This is a genomic window from Neorhizobium sp. DAR64862/K0K3, assembly GCF_050500185.1.
In the GTDB taxonomy this organism is placed as follows: Bacteria; Pseudomonadota; Alphaproteobacteria; order Rhizobiales; family Rhizobiaceae; genus Neorhizobium; species Neorhizobium soli.
This window is the reverse complement of sequence record NZ_CP191449.1, coordinates 3,124,719-3,150,827: the sequence shown is the minus strand read 5'-3', so window position 1 is coordinate 3,150,827 and position 26,109 is coordinate 3,124,719. Positions and strand designations below refer to the sequence as shown.

Here is a 26,109-nt window from a genome sequence, read left to right as displayed (position 1 = left end):
AACACGATGTTGTTTATGGCTGGCCCCGGCGAATCAGCCTAGCCTTCGCAGGTCCGCTGCAGATTCGAGAACGCAATGACGATCAGGAGAGCCATAGCCCTGGGCCTTGCGCTGCCAGCGATGGCATCGGCGCTTGCCTTCGCGCCTCTCCGCCTGCCCCCGTTTCATTGGATTGCCTTGGCACAGGAAGCGGCACCGCCTGCGGCACAACCCTCCCCGCCCGCGGCCGAAGCCTTGGCGGATCCGACAGCCGATCTTCAAAAGAGACGCAACGAGACCCGCGGCGAGCTGGAAGTGCTGGCCAAAAGCATGAGTCTCTCGTCGGAAAAGGTCGCTCAGATCGAGCACAGCATTTCCGGCATCAAGAAGACGTCTGCGGATATGCGCCAGGCCCTGATCGATTCAGCCGCACGCCGCAAGGACCTGCAGTCGAAGATCCAGGTGAGCGAAGACAAGCTCGCCTCGCTGAAAGTGCAGGAAGACAAGATCCGCGTGGCCCTGAGGGGGCGTCGCTCGATCCTCGCCGAGGTGCTGGGTGCTCTGGAACGCATGGGCCGTAGCCCGCCGCCGGCGCTGCTGGTGTCGCCCGATGATGCGCTGGGTTCCGTCAGAAGCGCCATCCTGCTCGGCGCCGTCGTGCCCGGCATGCGGGCGGAGGCCGAAAGGCTGGTCACGGATCTTCAAAATCTCGCGAGCCTTCAGGCAGAGGCGGCCAAGGAAAAGGAAACCGTTTCGCAAACCATCACGGCAGGCGTCGAGGAAGAACGGCGGATGAACCTGCTGCTGGCTGAAAACGCCAAGCTGAACGCCGAGAACGAAAGACAGCTCGCCGCAGAACGCGCGCGTTCTCAAGAACTTGTCGGCCGCGCCACCTCGCTTCAGGATCTTATTCAGGGGCTTGAGGGACAGATCGCATCCGTGCGCGAAGGCATGGATCTGGCCCGTGCCGAGGAAGAGCGTCGGCGGCAGATGTCCGAAGAGGAACGCGAGAAAGCCCGGCAATTGGCCGAAAGCGGCGTGCCCGACAAAAACCGCATTGCGCCCGCATACGCGTTTTCAAGCCTCAGGCAAAAACTGGAGCTTCCAGTTGCCGGCGAAATATTGCGTGCGTTCGGCGATGCAGACGGAACGGGACACCCGGCACGCGGTATGACCGTGGCCTCCAACCCCGGCGCAGTGGTGACGGCACCGGCCGATGGGCTGGTCGTGTTTGCCGGTGCATTCCGGAGCTATGGCCAGATGATCATCCTGAACGCCGGCGACGGCTATCATGTTGTTCTGGCAGGAATGGATATCGTGAACGCGCGGCAGGGCAAGTTTGTCTTTGCTGGCGAACCGATCGCTGCCATGGGTGAGAAAAGAGTAGCAAGTGCGACTGCGTTGGCGCTGGAAACGGATCGCCCGACGCTTTACATTGAATTCCGAAAAGACGGCACTCCGGTTGATTCTAAACCGTGGTGGGCCAGCAAAGAAACTGGAAGGGCGCGAAATGATTCGTAGGGCTTCTCTTGTCATCGTCGGAGCACTGTTGGGTGCGACCGCGATGAGCGTCATTTATTCAGCCGGTGTCCCGGCCCAGGCCGCCGGGGCTTCCACCTATAAGGAACTGTCGATCTTCGGCGACGTGTTCGAGCGCGTTCGCGCCCAGTACGTGACGCCTCCGGATGAAAACAAGCTGGTCGAAAATGCCATCAACGGCATGCTGAGCTCGCTTGATCCGCATTCGAGCTTCATGAATTCCAAAGATGCCGAAGACATGCGCACCCAGACGCGCGGTGAATTCGGTGGTCTCGGCATCGAAGTGACGATGGAGAACGAGCTCGTCAAGGTCATCACACCGATCGACGACACGCCTGCCTCCAAGGCTGGAATTCTTGCCGGCGACTTCATTACCGAAATCGATGGCCAGGCGGTTCGCGGCCTGAAGCTTGAAGACGCGGTCGAAAAGATGCGCGGCGCCGTCAATACGCCAATCAAGCTGACCGTCATCCGTCAGGGTGCCGACAAGCCACTCGACATCACCGTCATGCGCGACATCATCGCCGTGCGCGCCGTCAAATCGCGCGTCGAAGCTGGCGACATCGGCTATGTGCGCGTCATCTCGTTTACCGAGAAGACCTATGACGATCTCGAAAAGGCGATCAAGAAGATCAAGGCTGACGTGCCTGCCGACAAGCTGAAGGGCTTCGTGCTTGACCTGCGCCTGAACCCGGGCGGTCTGCTGGACCAGGCGATCAACGTCTCCGACGCGTTCCTGGAACGCGGTGAAGTCGTTTCCACCCGTGGCCGCAATGCGGATGAGACACGCCGCTTCAATGCCGGCCCTGGCGACCTGACCGATGGCAAGCCGGTGGTCGTGCTGGTCAACGGCGGCTCGGCTTCCGCATCTGAAATCGTCGCCGGCGCTCTGCAGGACCTGAAGCGCGCAACCGTTGTCGGGACCCGCTCGTTCGGCAAGGGCTCCGTCCAGACGATCATTCCGCTCGGTGAATCCGGTGCACTGCGTCTGACGACGGCGCTCTATTACACGCCATCGGGCAAGTCGATCCAGGGAACGGGCATTACGCCCGACATCAAGGTCGAGCAGCCGCTGCCGCCGGAACTCCAGGGCAAGGTCCGCGCCGAAGGCGAATCCAGCCTCAAGGGCCATATCCAGGGTGCGGCTGAGACCGATGAGGGCTCCGGTTCGGCGGCCTATGTTCCACCGGAAACCAAGGACGACCTGCAGCTGAACTATGCCATGGACCTGCTGCATGGGACAAAGACAGACCCGTCCTTCCCGGCAAGCCCCGACAAGGCTGCGGCAGCCGTGAAGAACTAATCAAACAAACGGGTCAGGCGGCTGTTTCATCGCAGCCGCCCGACTGCGTTCATTTCGGCAGCGCAGACGCGGGCATATCCCTTGGGCAGCGATCTCCATGCACCGCTCGGTCAAAACCGGCCGCCGAAGCGACAAAAGGCTCGTCGACTGTCGACGCTTGCCATTTTCGGGGGCATCGGCCTCATCGCCATCGTCGGCTTGTCGGTCTACGCGATGCGAAACGATCCTCAGCTTGAACGTATCGCCGCGAACGATCCGAACTCTTCCGCAGCGTCTTCCCCAAAGACGCCTCCCGACAACGCAGGTTCTTCCGAAAGTTCCAACCCCAACGGCATGCCGCGGTCCAATCCAAATTCCGGAGCGACGATCGAGCAGAACCGGATGGCGGATGGCTCGGTCGTGACGAAATACACGCCGCGTGAACGGGATGGAAACGGCCCCGTTCTCATCAATGCTCAGAGGATAGGCCAGGATCCGCGATTTGCCGCTGAGCCGAACGACGCCCTTCTTGAGGACACCGAATACGGCAAACTGCCGATCCTCGGGGAAGACGGCATGCGGCCGATGGACCAGTATGCACGTCCCTGGTCCGGTGCCCGCGGCACAAGGATCGCAATCGTCGTCGGCGGCCTCGGTCTCAGCCAGACAGGCACCCAGCGCGCCATCCAGCAACTGCCATCAGGCGTGACGCTCGGCCTTGCCGCAAGCGGCAACAGTCTGCAGCGCTGGATGCAGGAAGCGCGCCGCGCGGGCCATGAAATCCTCATCCAGGTCCCGTTCGAGCCTTACGACTACCCGGCCAACGACCCCGGACCCGGCACGCTTCTCGTCAAGGATCCGGCGGCAAAGAACCTTGAGCGACTGCATGTGGCGATGGGCGAGATCACCAACTATACGGGGATCATGAACTACCAGGGCGGCCGCTATCTCTCCGACGTCAAGGCGCTTGAGCCTGTCCTGCGCGACATGGCCTCCCGCGGCCTGCTGTTCCTCGATGACGGCACCTCGGCCCAGTCGAAGACGGAGGTGCTGGCAAAGGCGATGCAACTGCCGCACGCCTTCGGTGACCTGACCCTGGACGGTCAGCTTCAATCCGACGCGATCCTCAAGAAACTTGACGAACTGGAGCGGATAGCCCAACGCAAGGGAACGGCAATCGGCATCGCCTCCGCCTTCGACGAGAGCATCGCGGCGATCCGCAAATGGGCCGACGAAGCCTCGCAACGCGGTGTTGAAATCGTCGGTGTATCGACGCTTGCCCGCGAGAGCGTGGCACCTTGAAGCAAGGGGAATGATATGGCCAAGGATCACAAGAAACCGGTGAAAGCGGACGATCTTCCCTATCGTCCCTGCGTCGGGGTCATGGTGCTCAACAGCGAGGGCCTCGTTTGGGCCGGACGCCGCATTGCTGCCGGCAACAGCGAATTCGACGGGTCTCCGCAACTGTGGCAGATGCCGCAGGGCGGGATCGACAAGGGCGAAGATCCCCTGCCCGCCGCCTATCGTGAACTCTACGAAGAAACGGGCATGCGTTCCGTCACGCTGCTTGCCGAAGCCGGCGAGTGGATCAATTACGATCTTCCGGAACACCTGATCGGTATCGGACTGAAGGGAAAGTATCGCGGCCAGACGCAGCGCTGGTTTGCCTTCCGCTTTGACGGCGATGAAAGCGAGATCGCCATCAACCCGCCGCCGGGCGGCCATACGGCTGAATTCGATGCCTGGGAATGGAAGCCGATGCAGGATCTGCCCGGCCTGATCGTGCCGTTCAAGCGCTCGGTCTATGACCGGGTCGTCGCGGAATTTGCCCACCTCTCGCCGGCGGGCTGATTGCACGTCCGATTAGCGCTGGTCGGATAAAGCAAAGCCCAGTGAAAGCAACTTCCACCGGGCTTGAGCGATAGAATGTCGATGATTTGAGCTTTACTCAGCGGAGTCGGCTGATTCCGCGTTGAGCTGGCCGTATCTCTCTTCGCCGATCTTCGAGAGAAGTTCGAGCTGCGTTTCCAGGAAGTCGATATGACCCTCTTCATCCATCAGCAGCTGTTCGAAAAGCTTCATGGAGACATAGTCTCCGGCGGCGTGACAGATATCACGCGACGCCTTGTAGGCGGTGCGGGCATCGTATTCACCAGCCAGATCGGCCTCTAGAACTTCCTTGACGTTCTGACCGATGCGAAGCGGTGCCAGCGTCTGAAGGTTCGGATGACCCTCGAGAAAGATGATGCGGTCGATCAGACGATCGGCATGCTGCATCTCTTCGATGGATTCGGCCCGCTCCTTCTTGGCAAGCTTGGTAAAACCCCAATCATGCAGGAGACGATAGTGCAGCCAGTATTGGTTCACAGCGCCAAGTTCGAGGAAAAGTGCCTCGTTAAGCCGCTCGATGACCTGTAAGTCGCCTTTCAATGTCCGCTCTCCTGTTTTCTTCGTGGAGTTGTTTCAAGCGCGACATATAGACGATCACGTCAGCTTCCGTCGAGTGCCGCTGGGCGTGATATTCCTCAGTGGTCTTGATGATCAGATCAACGACATTGGGAAAGCAACCGCAGCAGCGGCCGCGTTTTTCCATCGCATGGTAGACCTTGACGGGAACGATCAGCTGCCAACAGTCCTCAGTGAGGAGTTGGATGATCGTATCCTTGATCTCCCTTTCGGTGATGTAATTGCAACTGCAAACCAGCATTTTGGATCGACCTGGAGAACATTGACCTCGATACAGACTTTTTGCAAAAGAGGACAAGCGATGTCAAGAAAGAATCCAGCCCGGTAATTGACATATCATAACCCCCTTATCAACGATCCGTGATCGGAGGCAGTGATGCCTAACCGGCTGCTGTGTCGCTGCGATATCTCTGGAAAGGCTCGGATGTCACTCGATCGAAACAACGCGCCGCCACAGGTTCCGTCCGCGGCAGAAGCAGAATCGCTCCACACGCCCGGCAAAGATGCGAGTGTCCCTTTGACGTCGAAACCCATCTGACGGAGTCTGCGGGAGGCATTGCCGAGCAAGACCTGCTCTCCGCCACCGTAATCCGCACAGCCCGTGATATCCAGAGAGAGTCCGTTTCGCCCTTCTAGCGTCACCAGTGGCGTATATCGGTCGCACCAGTCGGAGAGCGCCATCAGAAGCGCCGCGTCGGCATCATCGTCTTCGTCCATCACGTCGAGCTCAGGAAAGATCGCTCGCGCTTCTGAAACGCCCTGTCCCAGCTTCAGGTTAAGGCGTTCGGCTGCGGCGTCGAGCGCTGTCAGGCACATCCTGTCGGCGTGGCGCCCGGCAAAGACGATCGGTGGATGATCGTGATGGCGGGAAGACCGCCAGTCCATACCCCAGCGGCGGCGCGCGATTCTGTCGGTTGACAGACGCGGGAACACGAGTGTCAGAATACGCCTCTGTCCATGCGCCAGAGGGAATCGAAAACAGGCGGTCATGCGGGTTCCAATCCAGACCAGACGCGAGCATCAGGAGCAAGCTCGCCAACCGCTTTCCGTCTCCGAGATCGGCTTGCGCAGGGCAAAAGTCTCTCCCGCGCCCAGGCACCTTTGGCCATGGCGTTAACTCCATCGATAATGTTCGCTTTATGTTCTTATGGATTCCAGACACGTGGCAAAGAGTCAACAGCTCCCGATCAGGAATCTTTTCCTCTAAAAGCTATCGCAATGATTCTTTTCTCGAAATAGCTGCTTCAGGTATTATATGTGCCTGAGTTGGAAGGAGATCCCATGGCCCGCATTGACCAGACCGATGATTGGCAGGATCGCCATGCGCCGACGATCAGCACGTTCGAGTCGCTGGCATTAGAAGCCTACAGCCACCTTCCGGACGAATTCCGCAAACTCACGACGAACCTCACCATTGAGGTCGAGGAGTTTCCGGACGACGACGTTTTTGAAGACATGGCGCTCGAAACGCCGTTCGACCTCTTGGGCCTGTTCGAAGGACGTGGCATTTCCGAGCGGTTTACGGTGGAAACCGGCGAACTGCCGAATCGCATCCGGCTTTATCGCCGGCCAATCCTCGATTACTGGGCAGAGAACGAGGAAACGCTGGGCGATATCATCACCCACGTCCTCATTCACGAGATCGGCCATCACTTCGGCCTGAGTGACGACGACATGGAGCGCATCGAGGCGAGCGCCGAGGAAGCAAGCCAGCGCTGATCCAGCGCTGGCAGACACACCTCGGCCTAGCTTTTTACTGCTCGCCGAGCTTCATCTCGGGGCTGTATTCCTTGCCTTCGACGGTCTTCATCACGGCTTGGCCGCAATGCATCTCGCCCGTCTTGCCGTTGAAGGCGTAGCTTGGCGAACCGGAGAGTTCCCAGCCCTTGTTCAGCGCCGCCGTCACCCGGTGACAAAAGGCGGCATCGTCAGGACCGGTGATGAAACGATATACTTTCATGGCTTTCTCTTTCTGTTGGCGATGACCGCCGCGCTGGCCACGAGCTTTTCCGCATCTTCGAGATGCAGACGCTCGACCATGCGGCCGTCGAGGTTGATGACGTTGAGCGTTTCGGCTCCCGGCTGACGGAAGGCCTCGATGATGGCGCGTGCCTCCCCAAGGGCATCTTCGTCTGGACCGAAATGACGGTTGGCCGCGTCGATCTGCGCCGGATGAATCAGCATCTTGCCGGAAAATCCCATGGCGCGGCCCTGGGCGCACTCGGCTTCGAACGCGGCTTCGTCCTTGAAATCGTTAAAGACGCTGTCGATCACATCGACACCATAGGCCCTGCCCGCCAGCACGACCTGCATCAGCCAGGGTATGAGATTGGCCCGCCCCGGTTGCGGCAAAACACCCGTTGCCTTGCGAAGATCGTTGAGCCCCACGACGAGGCATTTGATCCGTCCGCCCACGCTCGAGATTTCGGCGGCGTTGAGGACGCCGAGCGGCGTTTCGATCATCGCCCAGATAGAGACCCTCTCCGGCACGCCCGCCTGAGAAAGGCGCTCGGCGATCACCCGGACGTCGTCCGCATGCTCAACCTTGGGAATGACCACCGCATCCGGCAGAAGTTCGACGATGAGCTCGAGATCCGCAGGACCGAATTCGCTTGTGAGCGGATTGATCCGGATAGCCGTCTCGAGACCATCGGAATTCAGCTCGGCAAAGCTTCTGCGGAGGTTATCCCGCGCTTCCGCTTTCTGCGCGAATGCCACGGAATCCTCCAGATCGAAAATCACGCCGTCGCAGTCGAGCTGCGGGATTTTCGAAAGCGCACGGGTGTTGCTTGCGGGAACGCTCAGGAGCGAGCGCCGGATCAAAGCGGCCATCGCTTCGGGACCATGTAATCATTGGGAAAAGTCATAACGTGGTTGTGACAAGCTTTTTGGCCCTCGGCAAGACAGGAGGTCATGAAACCACTTGTAAGGGGGGCCGGCCGGTCCCACATTTGAGACGTTGAAAGGTATGATCCATGCAAAACATTCGTGCATTTTTCGTCGTCGTCTCAGCTATTGCGGTGCTTGCCATGGCGGCGCTGTTTACAGCGTCTCTGACCGTCGCATTTGCCGGCATTCTCGTCCTTCTTTCAATTGGTAGGGCGATCTCGACCAGGTTGAACCCTGTACCCGTGCGAGCGAAATCGTTCGGACCAAAGCCGGCCAGCCGCGATATCCGTGTGTGGAACGACGGCCGCGGTACCATCATCGACCTCTAGCGTCATCATGTTCGCTCCGCCTGCGCGCTATGGCGCAGCGGAGTACCGGTTGAAGGCATAATGCCCTTCAAATTGGCGGCAAATTGCTTTATCTGGCCTTCACGACAACTCCCTTGGAGGCAGATCATGGACAAGTTCACGCAGCTCACCGGCGTCGCAGCGCCGCTTCCGGTCGTCAACATCGACACCGACATGATCATTCCCAAGGACTACCTGAAGACGATCAAGCGAACCGGTCTCGGCAAGGGATTGTTTGCGGAATCCCGCTACAATCAGGATGGGTCAGAAAACCCGGATTTCATCTTGAACAAGCCGGCCTATCGCAATTCCAAGATCCTGGTGGCTGGCGACAATTTCGGCTGCGGCTCGTCGCGTGAGCACGCGCCTTGGGCGCTTCTCGATTTCGGCATCCGCTGCGTGATCTCGACCAGCTTTGCCGATATTTTCTACAATAACTGTTTCAAGAACGGCATCCTGCCGATCATCGTGTCTCCGGAAGATCTCGAAAAGCTGCTCGATGATGCGGATCGTGGCTCCAATGCCGTCATTTCGATCGATCTCGAAGCGCAGAAGATCACCGGCCCGGATGGCGGCTCGCTGCATTTCGATATCGATCCCGGTCGCCGCCAGATCCTTCTTGAAGGCCTGGACGATATCGCTTCGACACTAAAGAGCGACGCTGTGATCTCGAGTTTCGAGGACAAGAACAGCACGGAACGCCCCTGGCTCTGAGGGTTATCAGATGGTCACGCATATCTCCTCCGGATCACCCTTCGAAGCGCGGATAGGTTATTCCCGCGCAGTGGTCGATCGTGACATGGTCTATGTCTCGGGCACGACGGGCTATGACTATGCCCTGATGGTGATGCCTGACGATGTCGCCGACCAGACCCGAAACGCGCTCGCCACCATCGCAAAAGCCCTTGGCGAAGCCGGCAGCAGCCTGAAGGACGTGGTCCGCGTGCGCTATTATCTCGTGGACATGGCCGATTACGATGCCGTGGTCGAGGTGGTCGGATCGGCATTCGCCGAGATCCGGCCGGCAGCGACCATGATCGTCTGCGGCCTCACCACCCCTGAAATGAAAATCGAGATCGAAGTGACCGCCCGCATCGGTGCCGGCGCTTCCTGAAACAGCTGCCCAACCGCCGCCTGAACAATCAAGGACATCTGCACAATGGCAAAACACCTTTTCCTGCTTCCCGGTGATGGCATCGGTCCAGAGGCCATGGGCGAAGTGCGCAAGATCATCGCCCATATGAACGACGCCATGAGTGCCGATTTCGTCACCGACGAAGGTCTGGTCGGCGGCTGCGCCTATGATGCGCATGGCGCCGCCATTTCCGACGCGGATATGGAAAAAGCGATGGCGGCCGATGCCGTCCTGTTCGGCGCCGTCGGCGGTCCGAAATGGGATAGTGTGCCCTATGAGGTGCGCCCGGAAGCCGGCCTGCTGCGCCTGCGCAAGGATATGGAGCTTTTCGCAAATCTGCGCCCGGCCATCTGCTATCCGGCGCTTGCCGCCGCCTCTTCGCTGAAACCCGAACTGGTGGACGGGCTCGACATCCTGATCATCCGCGAACTGACCGGCGGCGTCTATTTCGGTGAGCCGAAGGAAATCATCGATCTCGGCAACGGCCAGAAGCGCGGCATCGATACCCAGATCTACGACACCTACGAGATCGAACGCATCGCAGGCGTTGCCTTCGAACTGGCGCGCACCCGCAAGAATGCCGTGTGCTCCATGGAAAAGCGCAACGTGATGAAATCCGGCGTGCTGTGGAACCAGGTCGTCACCGAAATCCACAAGGCGAAATATTCCGATGTGAAGCTGGACCACATGCTGGCCGATGCCGGCGGCATGCAGCTGGTTCGCGCCCCGAAACAGTTTGACGTCATCGTCACCGACAACCTGTTCGGCGACATGCTGTCCGACGTTGCGGCCATGCTGACGGGTTCGCTCGGCATGCTGCCGTCCGCGTCCCTCGGCGCCCCCGATGGCAAGACCGGCAAGCGCAAGGCGCTTTATGAGCCGGTCCATGGTTCGGCACCGGATATTGCCGGCAAGGGCATTGCCAACCCGATCGCCATGATCGCGTCCTTTGCCATGTGCCTGCGTTATTCGTTCAACATGATCACCGAAGCCGACAACCTGGAAAAGGCGATCGCCACGGTACTCGACCAGGGCATCCGCACCGGCGACATCATGGCTGACGGCTGCCGCCAGGTCGGCACCGGCGACATGGGCGACGCCATCCTCAAGGAATTTGCCGGTCTTTCGGCCTGAGGCATCCCGCGAGGGGACCACTTCCCTGAAACGACGAAGGGCCCGACGTCTCCGCCGGGCCCTTCTTTTTGATGACTGATCACTCGTTAAGATCGATATTGCGCCGGTCCTTCACGAAGACCGCGCCGATGATGATCGTGAGAACGGCAAAGCCGACCGGGTACCAGAGCCCGGCATAGATATCACCGGTCGAGGCAACGATCGCGAAGGAGGTGGCCGGCAGGAGCCCGCCGAACCAGCCATTGCCGATGTGATACGGCAGCGACATGGCGGTATAGCGGATGCGTGTCGGGAAAAACTCCACCAGCGCCGCGGCGATCGGGCCGTAGACGATCGTCACATAGACGACCATGACCCAGAGAATGGCGATGACAGTCAAAGCCTGGGCATTGCCGAACACCGCGAAGAAGCCATCCACACGCACCTTGGCAGCATCGTTGGCGGCAGGGTAGCCGGCTGCCACGCTGGCCGGGCCGAGACGCTGGGCGAAGGTTTCGGTCTTGCCGTCCGGCAACGTCACATTGGCAACGGGAACGTCCGTGCCCGCCACGCTGACCGTGGTTGGCGCACCGGCGGCTGCTGGCACCAGCGTGTAGGTAAACGCCTGCTGCGACAGCGTGCGTCGCGCGACGTCGCAGGGCTGCGTGAAGGTTCTGATACCAACCGGGTCGAACAGGGATCCGCATGTCGCCGGATCCGCCGAAACCTGGATCTGGACGTTTTTGATCGCTGCCGCGTAGGTCGGATTGGCGGTATTGGTCAATGCGTGGAACAGCGGGAAGTACGTGACCGCTGCGAGCGCGCAGCCTGCCAGAATGACCCATTTGCGGCCCACGCGGTCAGACAGCGCACCGAAGACGAGGAAGAATGGTGTGCCGAGAAGAAGCGACCAGGCAATCAGTACGTTCGCCGTCAGAAGGTCGACTTTCAGGATGCTCTGCAGGAAGAACAGCGCGTAGAACTGGCCGGTATACCAGACGACGGCCTGGCCGACGACAAGGCCGAACAGTGCTATCAGCACGATCTTGCCGTTCTTCCAGGTGCCGAAGGCTTCCGTCAGCGGTGCCTTCGAACGGGTGCCCTCTTCCTTCATCTTCTGGAAGACGGGGGACTCGTTCATCTGCAAGCGGATGTAGATGGAGACCGCAAGCAGCAGTGCCGATCCGAGGAACGGAATGCGCCAGCCGCCCAGCAGACCGAATATGACCGGATAGCTTGTGGCAAAGGCTTCTTCACCCATGTTGACGCGCAGCGTCACGATGACGGCGAGCGACAGCAACAGGCCAAGCGTCGCCGTCGTCTGAATCCAGGCCGTGTAAAATCCGCGGCGACCGGGCGGGGCGTGCTCCGCCACGTAGACAGCAGCACCACCGTATTCGCCACCAAGCGCCAGGCCCTGCAACATGCGCAGCGCGATGAGAAGGATGGGCGCCGTTGCACCAATCTGCTCGTAGCTCGGCAGAAGACCGACAAAGAATGTCGATAGGCCCATGATCACGATCGTGACAAGGAAGGTATATTTGCGTCCGACAAGATCGCCGAGCCGTCCGAAGACCAGTGCGCCGAAGGGGCGGACGAGAAAGCCTGCAGCAAAGGCCAGCAGTGCAAAGATGGCCTGCGTGGCGGGCGGAAACGCCGAAAAGAACTGCCGGCCGATGATGACGGCAAGCGTTCCGTAGAGATAGAAATCATACCATTCGAAAATGGTACCCAGCGACGAGGCGAAGATGACCTTCTTTTCCTCGCGCGTCATGGGGCTAGCCTTCGTCCGGGCTGCCGTTGCGACGTGTGCCATTGTCGTCCTCCCAACAAGATGAACTCCGTGCCTTCCTGTCCGGCCATTCTCCTCCTCGGCCAGACAGGTTAGCGCAATCGTTGCAGAGTGACAGAATTTGGCACGCCGGATGAGACATGCTTTCGGCTTATGACTTTCGTCTAATGACGTAGCTCGGAATGGTCAGGAGCGAAGCGCCTGGGCGGGCGACTGCCGATAGGCAAGAAGTGCCGGCACGGCCGAAAGGACCGCTGCAAAGCCCAGCAGAAAAAGTGCCAGACGTACGTCGTCTCTCGTGAACCCGACCGGCAGGATGACCCCGCTTTTCGCGGTAAACAGATGGGCGCCGAACTGCGCCCCCAGTAGCCCGCAGACGAAGCCGAGCCCGATGCCAAGCGCAACCAGGAGAAGAAGCTCCAGCCACACGATGAGGAACACGGCGCCGCGCGGTGCCCCGAACGCGCGCAGCGCGCCGATCTGCCGGCGCCGTTGCCCCACATGGATGACCGTCACCAGCACCAGTGCCGCCGCGACAAGAGCCTGCGATCCCGCAGCGACCGCGCTCAACACCATTTTCGCATCGCCAAGCGTCGCATAAAGGCCGGTCAGCACCTCGCCGGGAAAGACCGCCACCGTGCCATTGCCGCGATAGGCCTGACGCAGGCGATAGGCATCGGCAATCGACTTCGGTTTGACCAGAATCGCTGGAAGGCCGGGGGTATCAGCCCCGAAATCCTCGACGAGCGGCGCATCCGGATCGATGCCGCCGTGATGATGGTCTTCGTCATGGGTGGTAGAGGCGACAGCTGCCGCAGGCTCCGTGCTTGCGTCCTCGTGCTCATGCTCAGCGCCTAAACCATGAACGTGCCATACGGCCTGGATCGGCACGAGAATGGCGCGGTCCCATGGCGTGCCGGTCGGTTTGAGCTTGCCGACGACCTTGTATGCGATCTCCGTATGGGTTGGACCACCGGTTTCGGCTGTTCCATGCATCGGCTTGACGACGGCGCCGACCGTAAGAGTGACTGAAGCGCCGAGAACCGCTTCGCCTTCCGCGGCAAACAAGCGCCCCTCGCCAAAGCCCGGCGTCGTGCTGGTCACAAGCCTCGTCGTCGTTCCCACGATCGGATAGCCGGCAAAGGAATCGCCGAAACCGACGGGAGCTGCCCAGGCGACGCGCGGATCGGCGGCAAGTTTTGCCAGCACTTCTCCATCGACCAGCGGCAAGGGTGCCGGCTGCAGGAAGATCGACGAGAGGATCAGCTGCGTTTCGCTGCCGGAGGCGCCGATCACCAGATCGAACTTGTCGGCGGCACGCGCACTGCCGAGCCGCAGCGACCGTTCCTGCAGGGTCACGGCAACCCCGAGCGCCGTAGCTAAGGCAACCAGAAGCACCACGACGGCGCAGCCCAGCCAGAGACGCCGCAGGTCGGCGATGATAAAACGGATCATACCGGCACCTTCCCGACAACATCATCGCCGACGATGCACCCGCCCCTGAGCACGATGCGCCGGTCGAGGCGTTCGATCATGCGTTGGTCGTGCGTCGCCACAACAAGCGTGCTGCCGGCACCGGCCGCGACGGACAGAAGCAGATCCCCCACCGCCTCGCCGTTTTCGAGATCGAGGCTTGCCGTCGGCTCGTCGGCAATGATGATACCCGGCTTGCGCAGCAGCGCCCGGGCGATCGCCACCCGCTGCTTCTCGCCGCGCGACATGGTCTCGACGGACTGACCGGGTCGCTTCAACCCCACGGTCTCGATCAGCTCATGCGCTCTTTTCACCAGATTCGGGGTCGAGACCCGCGAAAGCCGTGCCGGCAGCAGCACGTTATCCAGCGCCGAAAGACCCGCAAAGAGATGGAAATCCTGCATCACGAGGCCCACATTTTCGGCCCGCCAGCGGTCTCGCCGGCCTTCCGACAGTTTGGCGATATCCTGCCCGCCCCAGACCACATGGCCGCTACCGACACGCTCCAGCCCCGCAATGATATTGAGAAGCGTGCTCTTGCCCGATCCCGACCCGCCCGTCAGCGCAACGCGGCTACCGGCGGAGATCTCAAGGTTCGCGATGGAAAGAACCGGTGTCGCCAGACCGGGAAACGAGACGGCGAGAGATTGCACCTTCAGAGGCATCATGTCGTCAGACCGTACCGTATTCCGCCTGTCGGATCCGCAGCAGGCTCACGAAGCCGGTGTCCGGATCGGTCCACGAGCCCATCTCGAGCGTGCCGCGCACCTCGATCGTCTGGCTTGGCTGGGTGAATGTCTGCTTCTCATCGAGATAGACAACGACGATATTGTCTGGCCAGTCCGCATCGGTGGAGCAGAACGGGCAGATCGACATCGGCACTTCGGTCAGAACAAAGAACGAGGCTTCCGCCTTCAGCGGTGGCGCCATGAAACCGCGCATGGCGATCTCCTGGCCGTTCAGCCGCTTGACCTTGTCGGAAAATTCCAGTCCGAGAACGCTGACCTTGCCGTAGAGTTCGTCGAAGGAAAGCCCGTTTCCTGCGCGGGCGGTTGCGCCTGATATCAGCAGCGGCAGGCCGGCAATGATGCCAAGCGAGGTCTTGAGCATCTGGCGACGGTCGACCATCTCGAGCGCTCCCATAATCACTTTCCCTTGACGAGCGCCGTCATCATCCTGCAGCTGAGGCATATCTTCAAGTCCCGCGATATCTGAAGTAGATAGGGGCACGCCTCAGGACATGCCCCTCTTTGGTCGTTCAGGCCCAATAGGTCTGATCAGTTGGTCTGCTTGGCGCCCAGCGCGAAAGTTTCCGCGAGAACCTTGTAGACGTCGCTCTGCTCCATATAGCCGCGGAAGCCTTCCGAACCCGGGCCGGCAGCCTGAAGCACGACGTCGTCAACCGCATGGACGCCACTGTCGGCGCTTTTCGGAATGATGCCGGTCACGAGAACGGCACCAGGGACATCCTTGTAGGCTTCGTTGGCGACATATTCCTTCTTTTCGTTCTGGATGGCCGGAACGAAGGGATTGTCGAGCTTCGGACGGAATGTCTCGTAATGATCAGGGCCGTTATTGGCGTTCAGGAACAGGCGCTTGGTAACATCGACCTTGTCAGGATAACCGTCCTTGTTCTCGTCCATATAGTTCGGGAAGCCTGCCTCGGCATAGGTCCCGACCTTTTCGCGCATGTCGTCGCCCGGCTTTTCATCGTTGACCGTACCGATGATCGAAACACCGTGGGTATGATCGCCGGTGACGATGATCAGCGTGTCGGGGTTCTTGTCGGCAAATTCGCGGGCTGCGGCGATTGCCTTGTCGAATTCGATCGTATCGACGACGGCGCGGTCCCAGTCCAGCGGATGGGACATCTTGTCGATATTGGCAGCTTCGACCATCAGGAAGAAGCCGTCCGGGTTCTTCGACAGCGTGTCGAGGGCGACCTTAGTCATGTCGACGAGGCCCGGCTGGTCCGGGAACTTCGCGGTCGTGCCCTTTTTCAGGAATTCGCGGTCAAGCGTCGTGTCCATGTTGCCGGTGTGGAACAGGCCGAGGATCTTACCCGTATTGGTGCCGGATGCCCTTGCCAGTTCAGCCTTGCTGGTCGCAAGCATGTAGCCGGCGTCCTTGAACAGGGCGATATAGTCCTTGTCGTCCTTGCGCTTGGATCCAGGCGTCGCCTGGGGCAGGAAGTAGGCGGAACCGCCGCCGAGCAGGACGTCCGGCTTGACGTCGAACAGCATGCCGTTGATCTCCGCCTTGTCGCCGCGCTTGCGGGTATGGGCGACGACGGCTGCGGGTGTTGCGTCCTGAACTTCTGCGGTCGTGACGATGCCGATCGACTTCTTCGTCTGGCGGCGGACCGCTTCCGCGTATGTTTCAACCTTCGGATCGTCCATCGAGTCAGGCGTGCGATCGGCATAGACGCCGATTGCGTTCACGGCTGTCTTGTGGCCGGTCATATAGGCCGACATCGTGTTGGCGCTGTCGGTGGCGACAGCGTCCGTCGCGGACGTCCCGACAAAGGCTGCCGGCGGGATGTCGTCCATTGCGAGACGACCGTTCGCCTTGCCCTCGGTCATGCCCTTGGCCATGATGCGGGCAGCGGTGCGATGCGCCACGGAAAGACCGTCACCGATCAGGAAGATCACGTTCTTGGCCTTTGGCTGCGCCGCGGTGCCATAAACGTTCCAGGTCACGCTCTTGGTTTCCGGACCAGCAGAGACTTCAACCTTGTAGTCGCCGGCATTCGCGATCGTCAGTGCGCGCAGCACGACGGCGGAACCGAGAACCTTGTCCTTGTTCTTCTCTTCTGCAACGAACTCGACATCCTTGCCGAACAGAGACTTGTAGTCCTGGCCGTTGACGGTGATCTTGACGTCCTCAGGCTTCACGACCGAGCTGAACTCGACCTTGAAATCGAATGGAGAGCCGGTCAGGATCGTCGCCCGATCAAGCGGAAAGACGTTCGCGGCGTGGGCGGCTTGCACGCCGCCGGAAAGAATTGTGGTGGCTGCAAAGGCAGCAAGAAGCATACGCATGGAAAACCCCCGTCGTTGCGTCGCATAGAGGTTCGGGGATAGCCCCATGCCATGACAGTGCAATGACAGAAACGTGATAACGGCGCCGAGGTCCGATCGCATCAACCTTGACTCTGCGGCAAAATCTTTTATGAGCAGCTTTGGAAAAGGAGTGTCCATGCTTCGCCGCGACTTTCGCTTTGCTGCGTGCTATGACCTGGCAGTATCTGCCGGGCGGCTGGATGTTGCCCTTTCGGTTTCCGACAAAACCACGGCCAAAACGACGACGAAAATTATCGTCTGACGTCTCTGGCCACCGCTCTCTCCCCGGTACGGCCGGGGACAAGGAACACCGCGTCGCGCGCGACACGGGCTTCCCCCTCAGAAAACCGAGGAGAGACAGAAAGAGAGCAAAGAAATGGGTTTCAAGATCGCAGTCGCCGGTGCAACCGGCAATGTCGGCAGGGAAATGCTGAACATTCTCGCGGAACGTGGTTTTCCGGCTGATGAAGTCGTCGCACTCGCCTCCGCCCGCAGCCAGGGAACGGAAGTTTCCTTCGGCGACAAGACGCTCAAGGTTTCCAACCTCGAGAACTACGATTTCTCCGATACCGACATCTGCCTGATGTCCGCCGGCGGCGATGCCTCCAAGAAGTGGTCGCCGAAGATCGGTGCGCAGGGCTGCGTCGTCATCGACAACTCGTCCGCCTGGCGCTACGATTCGGAAGTGCCGCTGATCGTTCCGGAAGTGAACCCCGACGCCATCGTCGGTTTCTCCAAGAAGAACATCATTGCCAATCCGAACTGCTCGACGGCCCAGCTCGTCGTCGCGCTGAAGCCGCTGCATGACTTTGCCAAGATCAAGCGCGTCGTCGTTTCCACCTACCAGTCGGTGTCCGGTGCCGGCAAGGAAGGCATGGACGAACTCTTCACCCAGACCCGCGCCGTGTTCGTCGCTGATCCGGTCGAATCGAAGAAGTTCACCAAGCGCATCGCCTTCAACGTCATCCCGCATATAGATAGCTTCATGGAAGACGGCTACACGAAGGAAGAGTGGAAGGTTCTGGCCGAGACCAAGAAGATGCTCGACCCGAAGATCCGCGTTACCTGCACGGCCGTTCGCGTTCCGGTCTTTATCGGCCACTCCGAATCCGTCAACATCGAGTTCGAAAACGAGATCACGGCCGATCAGGCCCGCGATATTCTGCGCGAAGCGCCGGGTTGCCTGGTCATCGACAAGCACGAAGACGGCGGTTACATCACGCCTCTCGAATGCGCCGGTGAAGATGCGACCTACATTTCGCGTATCCGCGAAGACGCAACCGTCGAAAACGGACTCAACATCTGGGTCGTCTCCGACAACCTGCGCAAGGGTGCCGCGCTGAACGCGATCCAGATCGCCGAACTTCTGGTCAATCGCGGTCTCATCAAGCCACGCAAGGTTGCTGCTTGATAAGTAACGTACTTTATTAAGCAAATCCGCTTAGAAAGCCCCGTCAGAAATGACGGGGTTTTTTCGATTCGTCTCTCTTCACGAACTATTCATGGGAAGATGAATTGCGATTATCCGCCACTGGGGTCATAAGGCCGAATATAGCGCAATTCTTCCGGAAGCTTTCGGCCAAGCAATCCGGACTTTCGACGGGTTTGACCGCATGATGAAGACTATTCTGGCAGGATTGATCGCAGCAGCAACGCTTGCGACCGCAGCCCCGGCCTTTGCCGCCGCCTGCGGCAATGATGGAGCCGGTTTCGACCGCTGGGTCGCCGATTTCAAGCAGCAGGCACCGTCCAAGGGTATCAGCCCTGCAGTTCTCGACCGCGCCTTTGCCAACGTCGTCTACAACCGCCCGACCATTCGCGCCGACCGCGGCCAGAAAAGCTTCAAGCTTTCCTTCGACGAGTTCATGAAAAAGCGCGGTGGCGCAACGATCATCTCGCGCGGCAAGTCCATGAAGAAATCCAACGCAGCGCTGTTTGCGTCGATTGAGCGCCGCTACGGCGTTCCGGCCGGTCCGATCCTGGCGATCTGGGGCATGGAAACCGGTTTCGGCAATTACATGGGCGACCAGCATACGCTGTCAGCCGTCGCAACGCTTTCCTATGACTGCCGCCGTTCGGCATACTTTACCGAACAGCTTTACGCTGCCCTGCAGCTCGTTGCCCGCGGTGATCTCAGCACCACTGCAAAGGGTGCAGCGCATGGCGAAATCGGCCAGACCCAGTTCCTGCCGCTCAACGTCATCCGCTACGGCGCCGATGGCGACGGTGACGGCCATATCGACATGGTCCGTTCGCGCGCCGATGCCCTGGCATCGACCGCCAACTTCCTCAAGGGTCATGGCTGGCGTACAGGCGCCGGTTACCAGCAGGGCGAGCCGAATTTCGTCGCCATCCAAGGCTGGAACGCGGCAACCGTCTACCAGCAGGCGATCGCCTATATGGGCGCCCAGATCGACGGCGGCTGAGCCGTTACACGGTTGAAATGATCAGGCCGGGCTCTGCTCGGCCTCGATCGCCGGTACACTGATGTCTGGCCGGGTGAAATCGCCCTTCTCGTTCATCACCCACAACTCGCCGGTCGAGATATCGAACCAGGCGCCGTGAATGTCGAGTTCTCCCTTTTCCGTGAGATTGCGGACGAAGGGGAAGGTCTGCAGATTGGCGATCGAATTGCGGATCGACACCCGTTCGAGCGCTGTCTGACGCTCGCTCTGGGTCATCAGGTCGTTGCTCTGGATCTGCGTGGCCGCAGGCCTGACCAAACCCATCCACTTGCCGATGAAATCCCCCTCCGACAGCGGCTTCATGGAAGCGTCGAGCGCTGCCTGGATACCGCCGCAGCGGCCGTGGCCCATGACAACGATATTGCGGATCTCGAGCACCTGCACCGCGTATTCAACCGCAGCCGATGTCCCGTGAAACTGGCTGTCGGGCTCGTAGCGCGGCACCATGTTGGCAACGTTGCGAACCACGAAGAGTTCTCCCGGACCGCAGTCGAAGATCGTCTCGGGCGCCGCGCGGCTGTCGCAACAGGCAACCAGGAGCGTATGCGGCTTCTGGCCGGTATCGGCAAGCGCGCGATAGCGCTCCCGCTCGTCGCTATAGCGACCACTCATGAAGTTACGGTAGCCCGAAAGCAGTTTTTCTGGAAATTCGCTCATGGCTCACGATTATCGTGCAGCCAGACGAGAATCAACGGCCATTGTGTGGATGGGCATGCTCTTTGAGCTTACGGCTTGCGCCTCTTAAGGGGATGCACGAGCCGACGCATCTGGACCATCGCCATCGGCGTCGAGAGGCTGGCGGCATCCATTTCCAGGGTCAGCTCGTTGGCCCCGCGCTTTACCGAACGCGCCAGCACTTCGAACACGCTGGCAGTCGTTGTCTGCAGGGCTTTCTCTTCATCCATGCCGGACATGACGCGGGCGAGAAAAACCGCTGAGAGTAGGTCTCCGAGCCCGTTCGGGGCGTGGTCGATCAGCCGGTGTTCAGCCAGCAGCGCATGATTGCCGGTGAGATAGAGATTGCCGGTACTGCCGGTCATCATCGGCACCGCCGAGGTCACCAGCATCCGCGGCGGCCCGAGCGCGATTGCCGCCTCCATGATCGCATTGTTGTCATCGAGCGGTGCACCCGAGAGCCAGGCAAGCTCGTATCGGTTCGGCGTGGCGATGGTGGCAAGCGGCAGAAGCTCGTCGCGGATCGCTTCGGCTGTCGGCTGCGGGATATAGAGCCCGCCGAGATCGCCCATCACGGGATCGCAGACATAGATAAGGTCCGGGTTGTTTTTCCGCAGCGCCTCGATCAGTCGTGCCACGGCGCGCGGCTGCGCGGCATTTCCGAAATACCCGGTCAGCACCGCCTTCACTTCGCCGAGCCATGGCGCCCGGATGAGATCGTCTATAGCCTTGTCGAAATCCGATTCGGGAAACGTCAGGCGCGTCGAAGGACCGTGCCCTGGATGCCAGGGCAGCACGACGGTCGGCATGGCCCAGACGGGATATCCCAGGGTCTCGAGCGCGAAGACGGCGGCCCGGTTACCGACCGAGCCACGGATCACATGGCTGGAAATGACGATGACCGCGCCTGAATTACCCTGCATGATGCTTGCTTTCGACGTTATCGAACCGTTGATCGGATCTCTGTGTCGGCATGTCAACAAGACGTGACACGCCTATGACAAATTCCAGCCGCAAGCACCCGTGAGACACCGCGGCAAAGCATAATGACATTGGCTGCGTTTTATCGCACGTTGAGAAAAAATTTAGGGAGAGACAGATGGCAGGCCGGCAAAACCCGAAGCGGGACAAGCAGATCGAGAAGGCTGGCAGGATTGCGGCCGCTTCCGGCATGGAGGACCATCTCGATCCCTTCCTGATCTTCAGCCGCGCCAGCAGTGACGATCTCGAAAACTACACGCCAGAAATGCTCGCCCTGTGCGCGGGACATGCCGCAAGACGGCTGAAAGCCTGGACGCGAATCAAGGCCGACATCACAATCGAAACCCTTGATGGTGTCGAGCCCGATGGAATGCCGGTTTCGATCATTACGGTGATTGATCGCAACATGCCGTTTCTGTTCGATTCGGTCATGGGTGAAGTGACGACGGCCTATCGCGACCTCACGATGGCCGTCCATCCGATCCTGGTCATCGAACCGGGCAAGCAGCCGACGCTTCACTCGAGCGAGCGACCCGGCGACCCGGCCCATCATGTCAGCCTGATCCAGATCCATGTGCCCCAGCTCAACGACGAGCAAGCCGAAGGGCTGGTCGAGCGAATCCGCTTTGTTCTTAACCAGGTGCACCAGGCCATCACCGGCTGGTCCGCGATGCTCGGCGTTCTCAAAGACGCCCAGGCCCAACTCGTCAACGCTAAAAAAGGCAAGAAGGCCGATGCCGACGAGGCGTATGCTTTTCTCGACTGGCTCAGGAACGACAATTTCACCTTCCTCGGAATGCGCGAATACACCTATTCGGGCAAGGGCGCCGATGCCAAGGTGGAGCGCGGCAAGGGCAGGGGCCTCGGCATCCTGTCCGATCCGGATGTGCTCGTGCTGCGACAGGGCAAGGATCAGGTCACGACCACGCCCGAGATCCTCGAATTTCTCGACGGCCCGGATTTCCTCATCGTCGCCAAGGCCAACGTCAAATCCGTCGTGCACCGTCGCGCCTATATGGATTACGTCGGGGTGAAGCGCTTCGATGAGAAGGGCAATGTGGTCGGCGAACTGCGCATCGTCGGCCTGTTCACCTCCACTGCCTATACCCAGTCCGTCCGCGACGTGCCGCTGCTGCGCGCAAAGATCGCCCGTATTGAAAAGAATTTCGGGTTCGATCCGGAAAGCCATTCGGGCCGCATGCTCGAAAACACGCTGGAATCCTACCCGCGCGACGATCTCTTCCAGATCGATCTCGACGTGCTCTCGAGCTTCTGCGAACAGATCATGGAGCTGAGCGAGAGGCCGCGCGTGCGCGTGCTGCCGCGTATCGACCATTTCGACCGTTTCGTTTCGGTCATCGTCTACGTGCCGCGCGAGGATTATAATTCGATCGTCCGCGAAAAGGTCGGCGCATATCTCTGCGAGATCTTCGACGGCCACGTCTCGGCCTATTACCCGGCCTTCCCGGAAGCCCGCGTCGCCCGTGTCCACATGATCATCGGCCGCAGCGGCGGCAAGACGCCGCGTGTCGCGCAGGCAAAGCTTGAGGAGGCCGTGCGCCTCATCGCCACGCCTTGGGAGGACAGGTTCGCGTTGCTTGCGGAAGACGGACCCCGCCTGTCCGTCACCCGCGCTTTCCAGGAAGCGTTCTCGCCGGAAGAGACCTTTGCCGACCTTCCCGATATTGCCGCCTGCGCGGCGGGTGAAACAATCCGCATCGACTTCTACCGGCGCCCCGGTGACGATGCCAATACCGTTTCGCTAAAGATCTTCCACCGCGACCAGCATCTTTCCCTGTCGCGCCGCGTGCCGCTTCTCGAAAATCTCGGCTTTCACGTGGTCAGCGAGCAGACATTCGAAATCCACGCCGGCCCGCAGGCGGACCTCATCGTCCTGCACGACATGGAACTGCAGCTCGACGGTGCCCGTGAGATCGATCTTGCGCGCGAGGGACAGCGGCTTGAAGACGCGTTCCTCAAAGCCTTCGAGGGATTGATCGACAATGACGGCTTCAACCGCCTGGTCCTGCTTGCCGGTCTTTCCGCCCGCGAAGTGACCGTGCTGCGCGCCTATGCCCGCTATCTGCGCCAGGCCGGCATCGTCTACTCGCAGACCTACATCGCCGATACGCTCAACAAGTATCCGGAAATTTCCGCCTCCGTCTTCCGCCTGTTCCGCGACGGGTTCGATCCGAAGATTGCCGAAAAAGCCCGCATCAGGAAGCTGACCGAGCTGCACGAGACGATCGAGCAGGCGCTCGGCAACGTACCGAACCTCGACGAGGACCGCACGCTGCGCCGCTTCGTCAACGCGATCGACGCAACGCTTCGCACCAACTATTTCCAGGTGGACGAGAACGGCGGCGCAAAGCCGATGCTGGCGTTCAAGCTCGATCCTGATTTACTCGACGGCCTGCCGGAGCCGCGCCCGTACCGCGAAATCTTTGTCTACGGCACCGAAGTCGAAGGTGTTCACCTGCGCTTCGGCAAGGTCGCTAGAGGCGGCATCCGCTGGTCGGATCGCGGCGAGGATTATCGCACCGAAGTGCTGGGCCTCGTGAAGGCGCAGCAGGTGAAGAACGCCGTCATCGTTCCCGTCGGCGCAAAGGGCGGCTTCTTCCCGAAGATGCTTCCGCCCGCCGCCGCGCGCGACGCCTTCTTCAACGCCGGCAAGGAAGCCTACAAGACCTATATCCGCACGCTTCTGTCCGTCACCGACAACATCATCGACGGAGAGGTGGTCCCGCCCGAAAACACGCTGCGCATCGACGGGGACGACCCTTACTTTGTCGTCGCGGCCGACAAGGGCACGGCAACCTTCTCCGACACCGCCAACGGTCTGGCGCAGGAAGCCGGCTTCTGGCTGGATGACGCCTTCGCATCGGGCGGCTCGGCCGGCTACGACCACAAGAAGATGGGCATCACCGCCCGTGGCGCCTGGGAAGCGGTCAAGCGGCTATTCCGCGAAAAGGACATCGACATCCAGACGACGCCGTTCTCGGTCGCCGGCGTCGGCGACATGTCGGGCGACGTGTTCGGCAACGGCATGTTGCTGTCGGAAAAAATCCGGCTGATCGCCGCCTTCGACCACCGCGACATCTTTATCGATCCGGATCCGGATATCGAAAAATCCTTCGCCGAGCGCAGCCGCATGTTCGCCCTTGCCCGCTCCAGCTGGCAGGATTACGACCGCTCGACACTCTCTGAAGGTGCGATGATCATTTCGCGCACCGAAAAATCCGTGAAGCTGACCAAACAGGCGGCAGCGGCGATCGGGCTCGACAAGTTGACGGCCTCGCCCTTCGAGATCCTGACGGCGATCCTGAAAAGCCCGGTCGATCTTCTCTGGTTCGGCGGCATCGGAACCTATATCAAGGCCGCGTCCGAAACCGATACCGAAGTGGGCGACCGCGCCAATGATCCGATCCGCATCACGGCCGCGGAAGTCGGTGCCAGCGTCATCGGCGAGGGCGCCAATCTCGGCGTCACCCAGAAGGGCCGCATCGCCTATTCGCTGGCCGGCGGGCGCTGCAATTCCGATGCGATCGACAATTCCGCAGGCGTCAATTCGTCCGACGTCGAGGTCAATATCAAGATCGCACTCAACCCGGCCATGCAGGACGGCCGTCTGACCCGGGCCAAGCGCAACACGCTGCTCGCATCCATGACGGAAGACGTGGGGCATCTCGTCTTGCGCAACAACTACCTGCAGCCGCTGGCGATTTCGCTCGTCGAGCGGAAGGGTGCCGCCAATCGCGAGCAGCTCGCCCGCCTGATGTCGGTGCTCGAAAGCGAAGGGCGGCTGAACCGCAAGGTCGAGACTCTGCCCGACGATGCCGAGCTTGCCGAGCGCTATGCCAGCGGTCGACCGCTGACACGACCCGAGATCGGCGTGCTCGTCTCCTACTCGAAGATCGTCCTGTTCGACGCCCTGATCGACAGCACCATTCCCGACGACCCGTATTTTGCTTCCGTGCTGAAAGCCTATTTCCCGGCGAAGATGCAGAAGGCCTATGCCGCCGATATTGCCGGCCACCGACTGCACCGCGAGATCGTCGCGACGGCGCTGGCAAACGAAGCCATCAACCGCGGCGGGCCGGGCTTTATCCACATGATGAGCGACATGACGGGGGCAACCTCGGCCAATGTGGTGAAGGCACTCTTCCTCGTTCGCGACGGCTTCGACCTGGAGAATATCTGGGCCGAAATCGACCAGCTGGATGGCAAGATCTCCGGCCGGGTTCAGAATGATCTCTATGCCCAGGTTACCCGCATCATCGGCATCGGCACCTATCTCGCGCTCCAGACGCAGATCGGCACGACGGAGCTGACAGACGCCATCGCCAGGCTCAGGGCCGCCATCAAGGGGCTGCGCGCCACCGTGACCGACGATATCATCGCCGAAACGGGCCCGCTTGCCGCAGAACTGGAGGCCGAAGGTGCGCCGTCCGGTCTGGTGAAAGAGATACGCCTGCTATCGGCACTCGTCATCGTGCCGGAGATCATGCGGATTGCCGACCGGACGGGCGAAAGCATGGCGCGCGCTATCGAGAGCTATTTCGCCGTCACCGAGACGTTCCGCGTCAACCGGCTGATTGTGGCCGGCGAGCGGATCGGCACAAGCGACCATTACGAAAGCCTGGCGCTGTCACGCAGCCTGCAACAGCTTGCCTCGGCCCGCCGGGACATCGTCATTGCCGTCTTGACCGAGCACCGCAAGGACAAGAAGCCGGTGGAGGCCTGGATCGCTGGCGATCGACTGCGCGTCAACCGCATCGGCGCCGAACTGATGAGCCTCAGCGAAAGCGGCGATCTGACGCTCTCTAAGATCTCCGTCGCCGCCGGCCTGCTGGGAGATCTGGCGCACGCACGGTCGGCTTGAGGGCAGGGGCTTCGGGGAAAACAAGGTGG

25 protein-coding genes are annotated in these 26,109 nt (G+C 60.5%); 13 read left to right on the top strand and 12 right to left on the bottom strand.

What is annotated here, in order from left to right; all coding sequences use genetic code 11:
* The first annotated feature begins 75 nt into the window (after positions 1–75).
* From ACQY1L_RS15275 to ACQY1L_RS15260, 4 genes are all read left to right on the top strand, one after another.
* Positions 76–1,500: a murein hydrolase activator EnvC family protein gene (locus tag ACQY1L_RS15275; protein WP_113109994.1), complete on the top strand. Its 1,425-nt coding sequence runs from the start codon at positions 76–78 to the stop codon at positions 1,498–1,500.
* Entirely contained in the window at positions 1,490–2,821 is a 1,332-nt protein-coding gene (locus tag ACQY1L_RS15270) for a S41 family peptidase (protein WP_192078880.1), read from the top strand. The genes ACQY1L_RS15275 and ACQY1L_RS15270 overlap by 11 nt, the downstream gene beginning before the upstream one ends.
* 81 nt (positions 2,822–2,902) lie before the next feature.
* Entirely contained in the window at positions 2,903–4,102 is a 1,200-nt protein-coding gene (locus tag ACQY1L_RS15265) for a divergent polysaccharide deacetylase family protein (protein WP_430241578.1), read from the top strand.
* A gap of 15 nt (positions 4,103–4,117) precedes the next feature.
* Positions 4,118–4,651 carry an RNA pyrophosphohydrolase gene (locus tag ACQY1L_RS15260; protein ID WP_092665103.1) on the top strand — a complete coding sequence of 178 codons (534 nt, stop codon included), beginning with the start codon at positions 4,118–4,120 and terminating at the stop codon, positions 4,649–4,651.
* A gap of 93 nt (positions 4,652–4,744) precedes the next feature.
* Here the strand turns inward: ACQY1L_RS15260 and bfr are convergent, their stop codons facing one another.
* The 3 genes from bfr to ACQY1L_RS15245 form a co-directional block, all read right to left on the bottom strand.
* Positions 4,745–5,230: a bacterioferritin gene (bfr, locus tag ACQY1L_RS15255; RefSeq protein WP_062462773.1), complete on the bottom strand. Its 486-nt coding sequence runs from the start codon at positions 5,228–5,230 to the stop codon at positions 4,745–4,747.
* Positions 5,196–5,507, bottom strand: a complete 312-nt coding sequence (locus ACQY1L_RS15250) for a (2Fe-2S)-binding protein (RefSeq protein ID WP_062462776.1) — start codon at positions 5,505–5,507, stop codon at positions 5,196–5,198. The genes bfr and ACQY1L_RS15250 overlap by 35 nt, the downstream gene beginning before the upstream one ends.
* A gap of 95 nt (positions 5,508–5,602) precedes the next feature.
* The gene (locus ACQY1L_RS15245) at positions 5,603–6,256 is read right to left on the bottom strand and encodes a hypothetical protein (RefSeq protein ID WP_430261886.1); all 654 of its coding nucleotides are present in this window, start codon (positions 6,254–6,256) and stop codon (positions 5,603–5,605) included.
* A gap of 291 nt (positions 6,257–6,547) precedes the next feature.
* On the opposite strand from ACQY1L_RS15245, the gene ACQY1L_RS15240 reads away from it, so the two are divergent.
* Positions 6,548–6,985: a metallopeptidase family protein gene (locus ACQY1L_RS15240; protein ID WP_062462782.1), complete on the top strand. Its 438-nt coding sequence runs from the start codon at positions 6,548–6,550 to the stop codon at positions 6,983–6,985.
* Positions 6,986–7,019: 34 nt separating this feature from the next.
* Here ACQY1L_RS15240 and ACQY1L_RS15235 read toward each other — a convergent pair whose 3' ends face one another.
* Both ACQY1L_RS15235 and ACQY1L_RS15230 read right to left on the bottom strand, forming a co-directional pair.
* A complete protein-coding gene (locus ACQY1L_RS15235) occupies positions 7,020–7,226 on the bottom strand; it encodes a DUF1737 domain-containing protein (protein WP_184655584.1) in 207 nt (68 codons plus the stop codon).
* Positions 7,223–8,098, bottom strand: coding sequence for an HpcH/HpaI aldolase/citrate lyase family protein (locus ACQY1L_RS15230; protein ID WP_430241574.1), 876 nt, complete (start codon positions 8,096–8,098; stop codon positions 7,223–7,225). The genes ACQY1L_RS15235 and ACQY1L_RS15230 overlap by 4 nt, the downstream gene beginning before the upstream one ends.
* A 143-nt stretch (positions 8,099–8,241) precedes the next feature.
* On the opposite strand from ACQY1L_RS15230, the gene ACQY1L_RS15225 reads away from it, so the two are divergent.
* The 4 genes from ACQY1L_RS15225 (at position 8,242) to leuB (ending at position 10,771) form a co-directional block, all read left to right on the top strand.
* Complete coding sequence (locus ACQY1L_RS15225) at positions 8,242–8,484, top strand: hypothetical protein (RefSeq protein WP_430241572.1); 243 nt, start codon at positions 8,242–8,244, stop codon at positions 8,482–8,484.
* A gap of 126 nt (positions 8,485–8,610) precedes the next feature.
* Complete coding sequence (gene leuD, locus ACQY1L_RS15220) at positions 8,611–9,216, top strand: 3-isopropylmalate dehydratase small subunit (RefSeq protein WP_062462796.1); 606 nt, start codon at positions 8,611–8,613, stop codon at positions 9,214–9,216.
* Between the two features lie 10 nt (positions 9,217–9,226).
* Entirely contained in the window at positions 9,227–9,616 is a 390-nt protein-coding gene (locus ACQY1L_RS15215) for a RidA family protein (protein WP_430241570.1), read from the top strand.
* A 45-nt stretch (positions 9,617–9,661) separates the two neighbouring features.
* Positions 9,662–10,771, top strand: a complete 1,110-nt coding sequence (gene leuB / locus ACQY1L_RS15210) for a 3-isopropylmalate dehydrogenase (RefSeq protein ID WP_092665118.1) — start codon at positions 9,662–9,664, stop codon at positions 10,769–10,771.
* Positions 10,772–10,850: 79 nt separating this feature from the next.
* Here the strand turns inward: leuB and ACQY1L_RS15205 are convergent, their stop codons facing one another.
* The 5 genes from ACQY1L_RS15205 to ACQY1L_RS15185 form a co-directional block, all read right to left on the bottom strand.
* Positions 10,851–12,566, bottom strand: a complete 1,716-nt coding sequence (locus ACQY1L_RS15205) for an MFS transporter (RefSeq protein ID WP_430241568.1) — start codon at positions 12,564–12,566, stop codon at positions 10,851–10,853.
* Positions 12,567–12,728: 162 nt separating this feature from the next.
* A complete protein-coding gene (locus ACQY1L_RS15200; RefSeq protein ID WP_430241565.1) occupies positions 12,729–13,997 on the bottom strand; it encodes an FtsX-like permease family protein in 1,269 nt (422 codons plus the stop codon).
* The gene (locus tag ACQY1L_RS15195) at positions 13,994–14,683 is read right to left on the bottom strand and encodes an ABC transporter ATP-binding protein (RefSeq protein WP_430241563.1); all 690 of its coding nucleotides are present in this window, start codon (positions 14,681–14,683) and stop codon (positions 13,994–13,996) included. Before ACQY1L_RS15195 ends, ACQY1L_RS15200 begins: the two co-directional genes overlap by 4 nt.
* A gap of 4 nt (positions 14,684–14,687) precedes the next feature.
* On the bottom strand, positions 14,688–15,125 hold the full coding sequence (locus ACQY1L_RS15190; protein WP_430243992.1) for a hypothetical protein: 438 nt from the start codon (positions 15,123–15,125) through the stop codon (positions 14,688–14,690).
* A gap of 167 nt (positions 15,126–15,292) precedes the next feature.
* Positions 15,293–17,056: an alkaline phosphatase gene (locus ACQY1L_RS15185; protein WP_430241561.1), complete on the bottom strand. Its 1,764-nt coding sequence runs from the start codon at positions 17,054–17,056 to the stop codon at positions 15,293–15,295.
* 157 nt (positions 17,057–17,213) lie between these two features.
* On the opposite strand from ACQY1L_RS15185, the gene ACQY1L_RS15180 reads away from it, so the two are divergent.
* The 3 genes from ACQY1L_RS15180 (at position 17,214) to ACQY1L_RS15170 (ending at position 19,503) form a co-directional block, all read left to right on the top strand.
* Positions 17,214–17,339, top strand: coding sequence for a hypothetical protein (locus ACQY1L_RS15180; protein WP_274604908.1), 126 nt, complete (start codon positions 17,214–17,216; stop codon positions 17,337–17,339).
* A gap of 114 nt (positions 17,340–17,453) precedes the next feature.
* Positions 17,454–18,488, top strand: coding sequence for an aspartate-semialdehyde dehydrogenase (locus tag ACQY1L_RS15175; protein ID WP_062577062.1), 1,035 nt, complete (start codon positions 17,454–17,456; stop codon positions 18,486–18,488).
* Positions 18,489–18,690: 202 nt separating this feature from the next.
* Entirely contained in the window at positions 18,691–19,503 is an 813-nt protein-coding gene (locus ACQY1L_RS15170) for a lytic murein transglycosylase (protein WP_062462825.1), read from the top strand.
* 21 nt (positions 19,504–19,524) lie between these two features.
* On the opposite strand, the gene ACQY1L_RS15165 is transcribed toward ACQY1L_RS15170, so the two are convergent.
* Together ACQY1L_RS15165 and pdxY are read right to left on the bottom strand one after the other, a co-directional pair.
* Positions 19,525–20,199, bottom strand: a complete 675-nt coding sequence (locus ACQY1L_RS15165; protein ID WP_062462828.1) for a carbonic anhydrase — start codon at positions 20,197–20,199, stop codon at positions 19,525–19,527.
* Positions 20,200–20,267: 68 nt separating this feature from the next.
* The gene (gene pdxY / locus ACQY1L_RS15160) at positions 20,268–21,140 is read right to left on the bottom strand and encodes a pyridoxal kinase PdxY (protein WP_174197299.1); all 873 of its coding nucleotides are present in this window, start codon (positions 21,138–21,140) and stop codon (positions 20,268–20,270) included.
* 176 nt (positions 21,141–21,316) lie between these two features.
* Here pdxY and ACQY1L_RS15155 point away from each other — a divergent pair, with 176 nt between their 5' ends.
* Positions 21,317–26,080 carry an NAD-glutamate dehydrogenase gene (locus ACQY1L_RS15155; RefSeq protein WP_430241557.1) on the top strand — a complete coding sequence of 1,588 codons (4,764 nt, stop codon included), beginning with the start codon at positions 21,317–21,319 and terminating at the stop codon, positions 26,078–26,080.
* The last annotated feature ends 29 nt before the right edge of the window (positions 26,081–26,109 follow it).

Coding starts and splice junctions, on each gene's coding strand:
- ACQY1L_RS15225 (WP_430241572.1), top strand. CDS start 8,242: ATGCAAAACATTCGTGCATTTTTCGTCGTCGTCTCAGCTATTGCGGTG.
- ACQY1L_RS15270 (WP_192078880.1), top strand. CDS start 1,490: ATGATTCGTAGGGCTTCTCTTGTCATCGTCGGAGCACTGTTGGGTGCG.
- ACQY1L_RS15195 (WP_430241563.1), bottom strand. CDS start 14,683: ATGATGCCTCTGAAGGTGCAATCTCTCGCCGTCTCGTTTCCCGGTCTG.
- ACQY1L_RS15240 (WP_062462782.1), top strand. CDS start 6,548: ATGGCCCGCATTGACCAGACCGATGATTGGCAGGATCGCCATGCGCCG.
- ACQY1L_RS15165 (WP_062462828.1), bottom strand. CDS start 20,199: ATGAGCGAATTTCCAGAAAAACTGCTTTCGGGCTACCGTAACTTCATG.
- ACQY1L_RS15260 (WP_092665103.1), top strand. CDS start 4,118: ATGGCCAAGGATCACAAGAAACCGGTGAAAGCGGACGATCTTCCCTAT.
- ACQY1L_RS15275 (WP_113109994.1), top strand. CDS start 76: ATGACGATCAGGAGAGCCATAGCCCTGGGCCTTGCGCTGCCAGCGATG.
- leuD (WP_062462796.1), top strand. CDS start 8,611: ATGGACAAGTTCACGCAGCTCACCGGCGTCGCAGCGCCGCTTCCGGTC.
- ACQY1L_RS15185 (WP_430241561.1), bottom strand. CDS start 17,056: ATGCGTATGCTTCTTGCTGCCTTTGCAGCCACCACAATTCTTTCCGGC.
- ACQY1L_RS15170 (WP_062462825.1), top strand. CDS start 18,691: ATGATGAAGACTATTCTGGCAGGATTGATCGCAGCAGCAACGCTTGCG.
- ACQY1L_RS15230 (WP_430241574.1), bottom strand. CDS start 8,098: ATGGCCGCTTTGATCCGGCGCTCGCTCCTGAGCGTTCCCGCAAGCAAC.
- ACQY1L_RS15215 (WP_430241570.1), top strand. CDS start 9,227: ATGGTCACGCATATCTCCTCCGGATCACCCTTCGAAGCGCGGATAGGT.
- ACQY1L_RS15205 (WP_430241568.1), bottom strand. CDS start 12,566: ATGGCACACGTCGCAACGGCAGCCCGGACGAAGGCTAGCCCCATGACG.
- pdxY (WP_174197299.1), bottom strand. CDS start 21,140: ATGCAGGGTAATTCAGGCGCGGTCATCGTCATTTCCAGCCATGTGATC.
- ACQY1L_RS15175 (WP_062577062.1), top strand. CDS start 17,454: ATGGGTTTCAAGATCGCAGTCGCCGGTGCAACCGGCAATGTCGGCAGG.
- leuB (WP_092665118.1), top strand. CDS start 9,662: ATGGCAAAACACCTTTTCCTGCTTCCCGGTGATGGCATCGGTCCAGAG.
- ACQY1L_RS15200 (WP_430241565.1), bottom strand. CDS start 13,997: ATGATCCGTTTTATCATCGCCGACCTGCGGCGTCTCTGGCTGGGCTGC.
- ACQY1L_RS15190 (WP_430243992.1), bottom strand. CDS start 15,125: ATGCTCAAGACCTCGCTTGGCATCATTGCCGGCCTGCCGCTGCTGATA.
- ACQY1L_RS15155 (WP_430241557.1), top strand. CDS start 21,317: ATGGCAGGCCGGCAAAACCCGAAGCGGGACAAGCAGATCGAGAAGGCT.
- ACQY1L_RS15180 (WP_274604908.1), top strand. CDS start 17,214: ATGCTTCGCCGCGACTTTCGCTTTGCTGCGTGCTATGACCTGGCAGTA.
- ACQY1L_RS15250 (WP_062462776.1), bottom strand. CDS start 5,507: ATGCTGGTTTGCAGTTGCAATTACATCACCGAAAGGGAGATCAAGGAT.
- ACQY1L_RS15245 (WP_430261886.1), bottom strand. CDS start 6,256: ATGACCGCCTGTTTTCGATTCCCTCTGGCGCATGGACAGAGGCGTATT.
- ACQY1L_RS15235 (WP_184655584.1), bottom strand. CDS start 7,226: ATGAAAGTATATCGTTTCATCACCGGTCCTGACGATGCCGCCTTTTGT.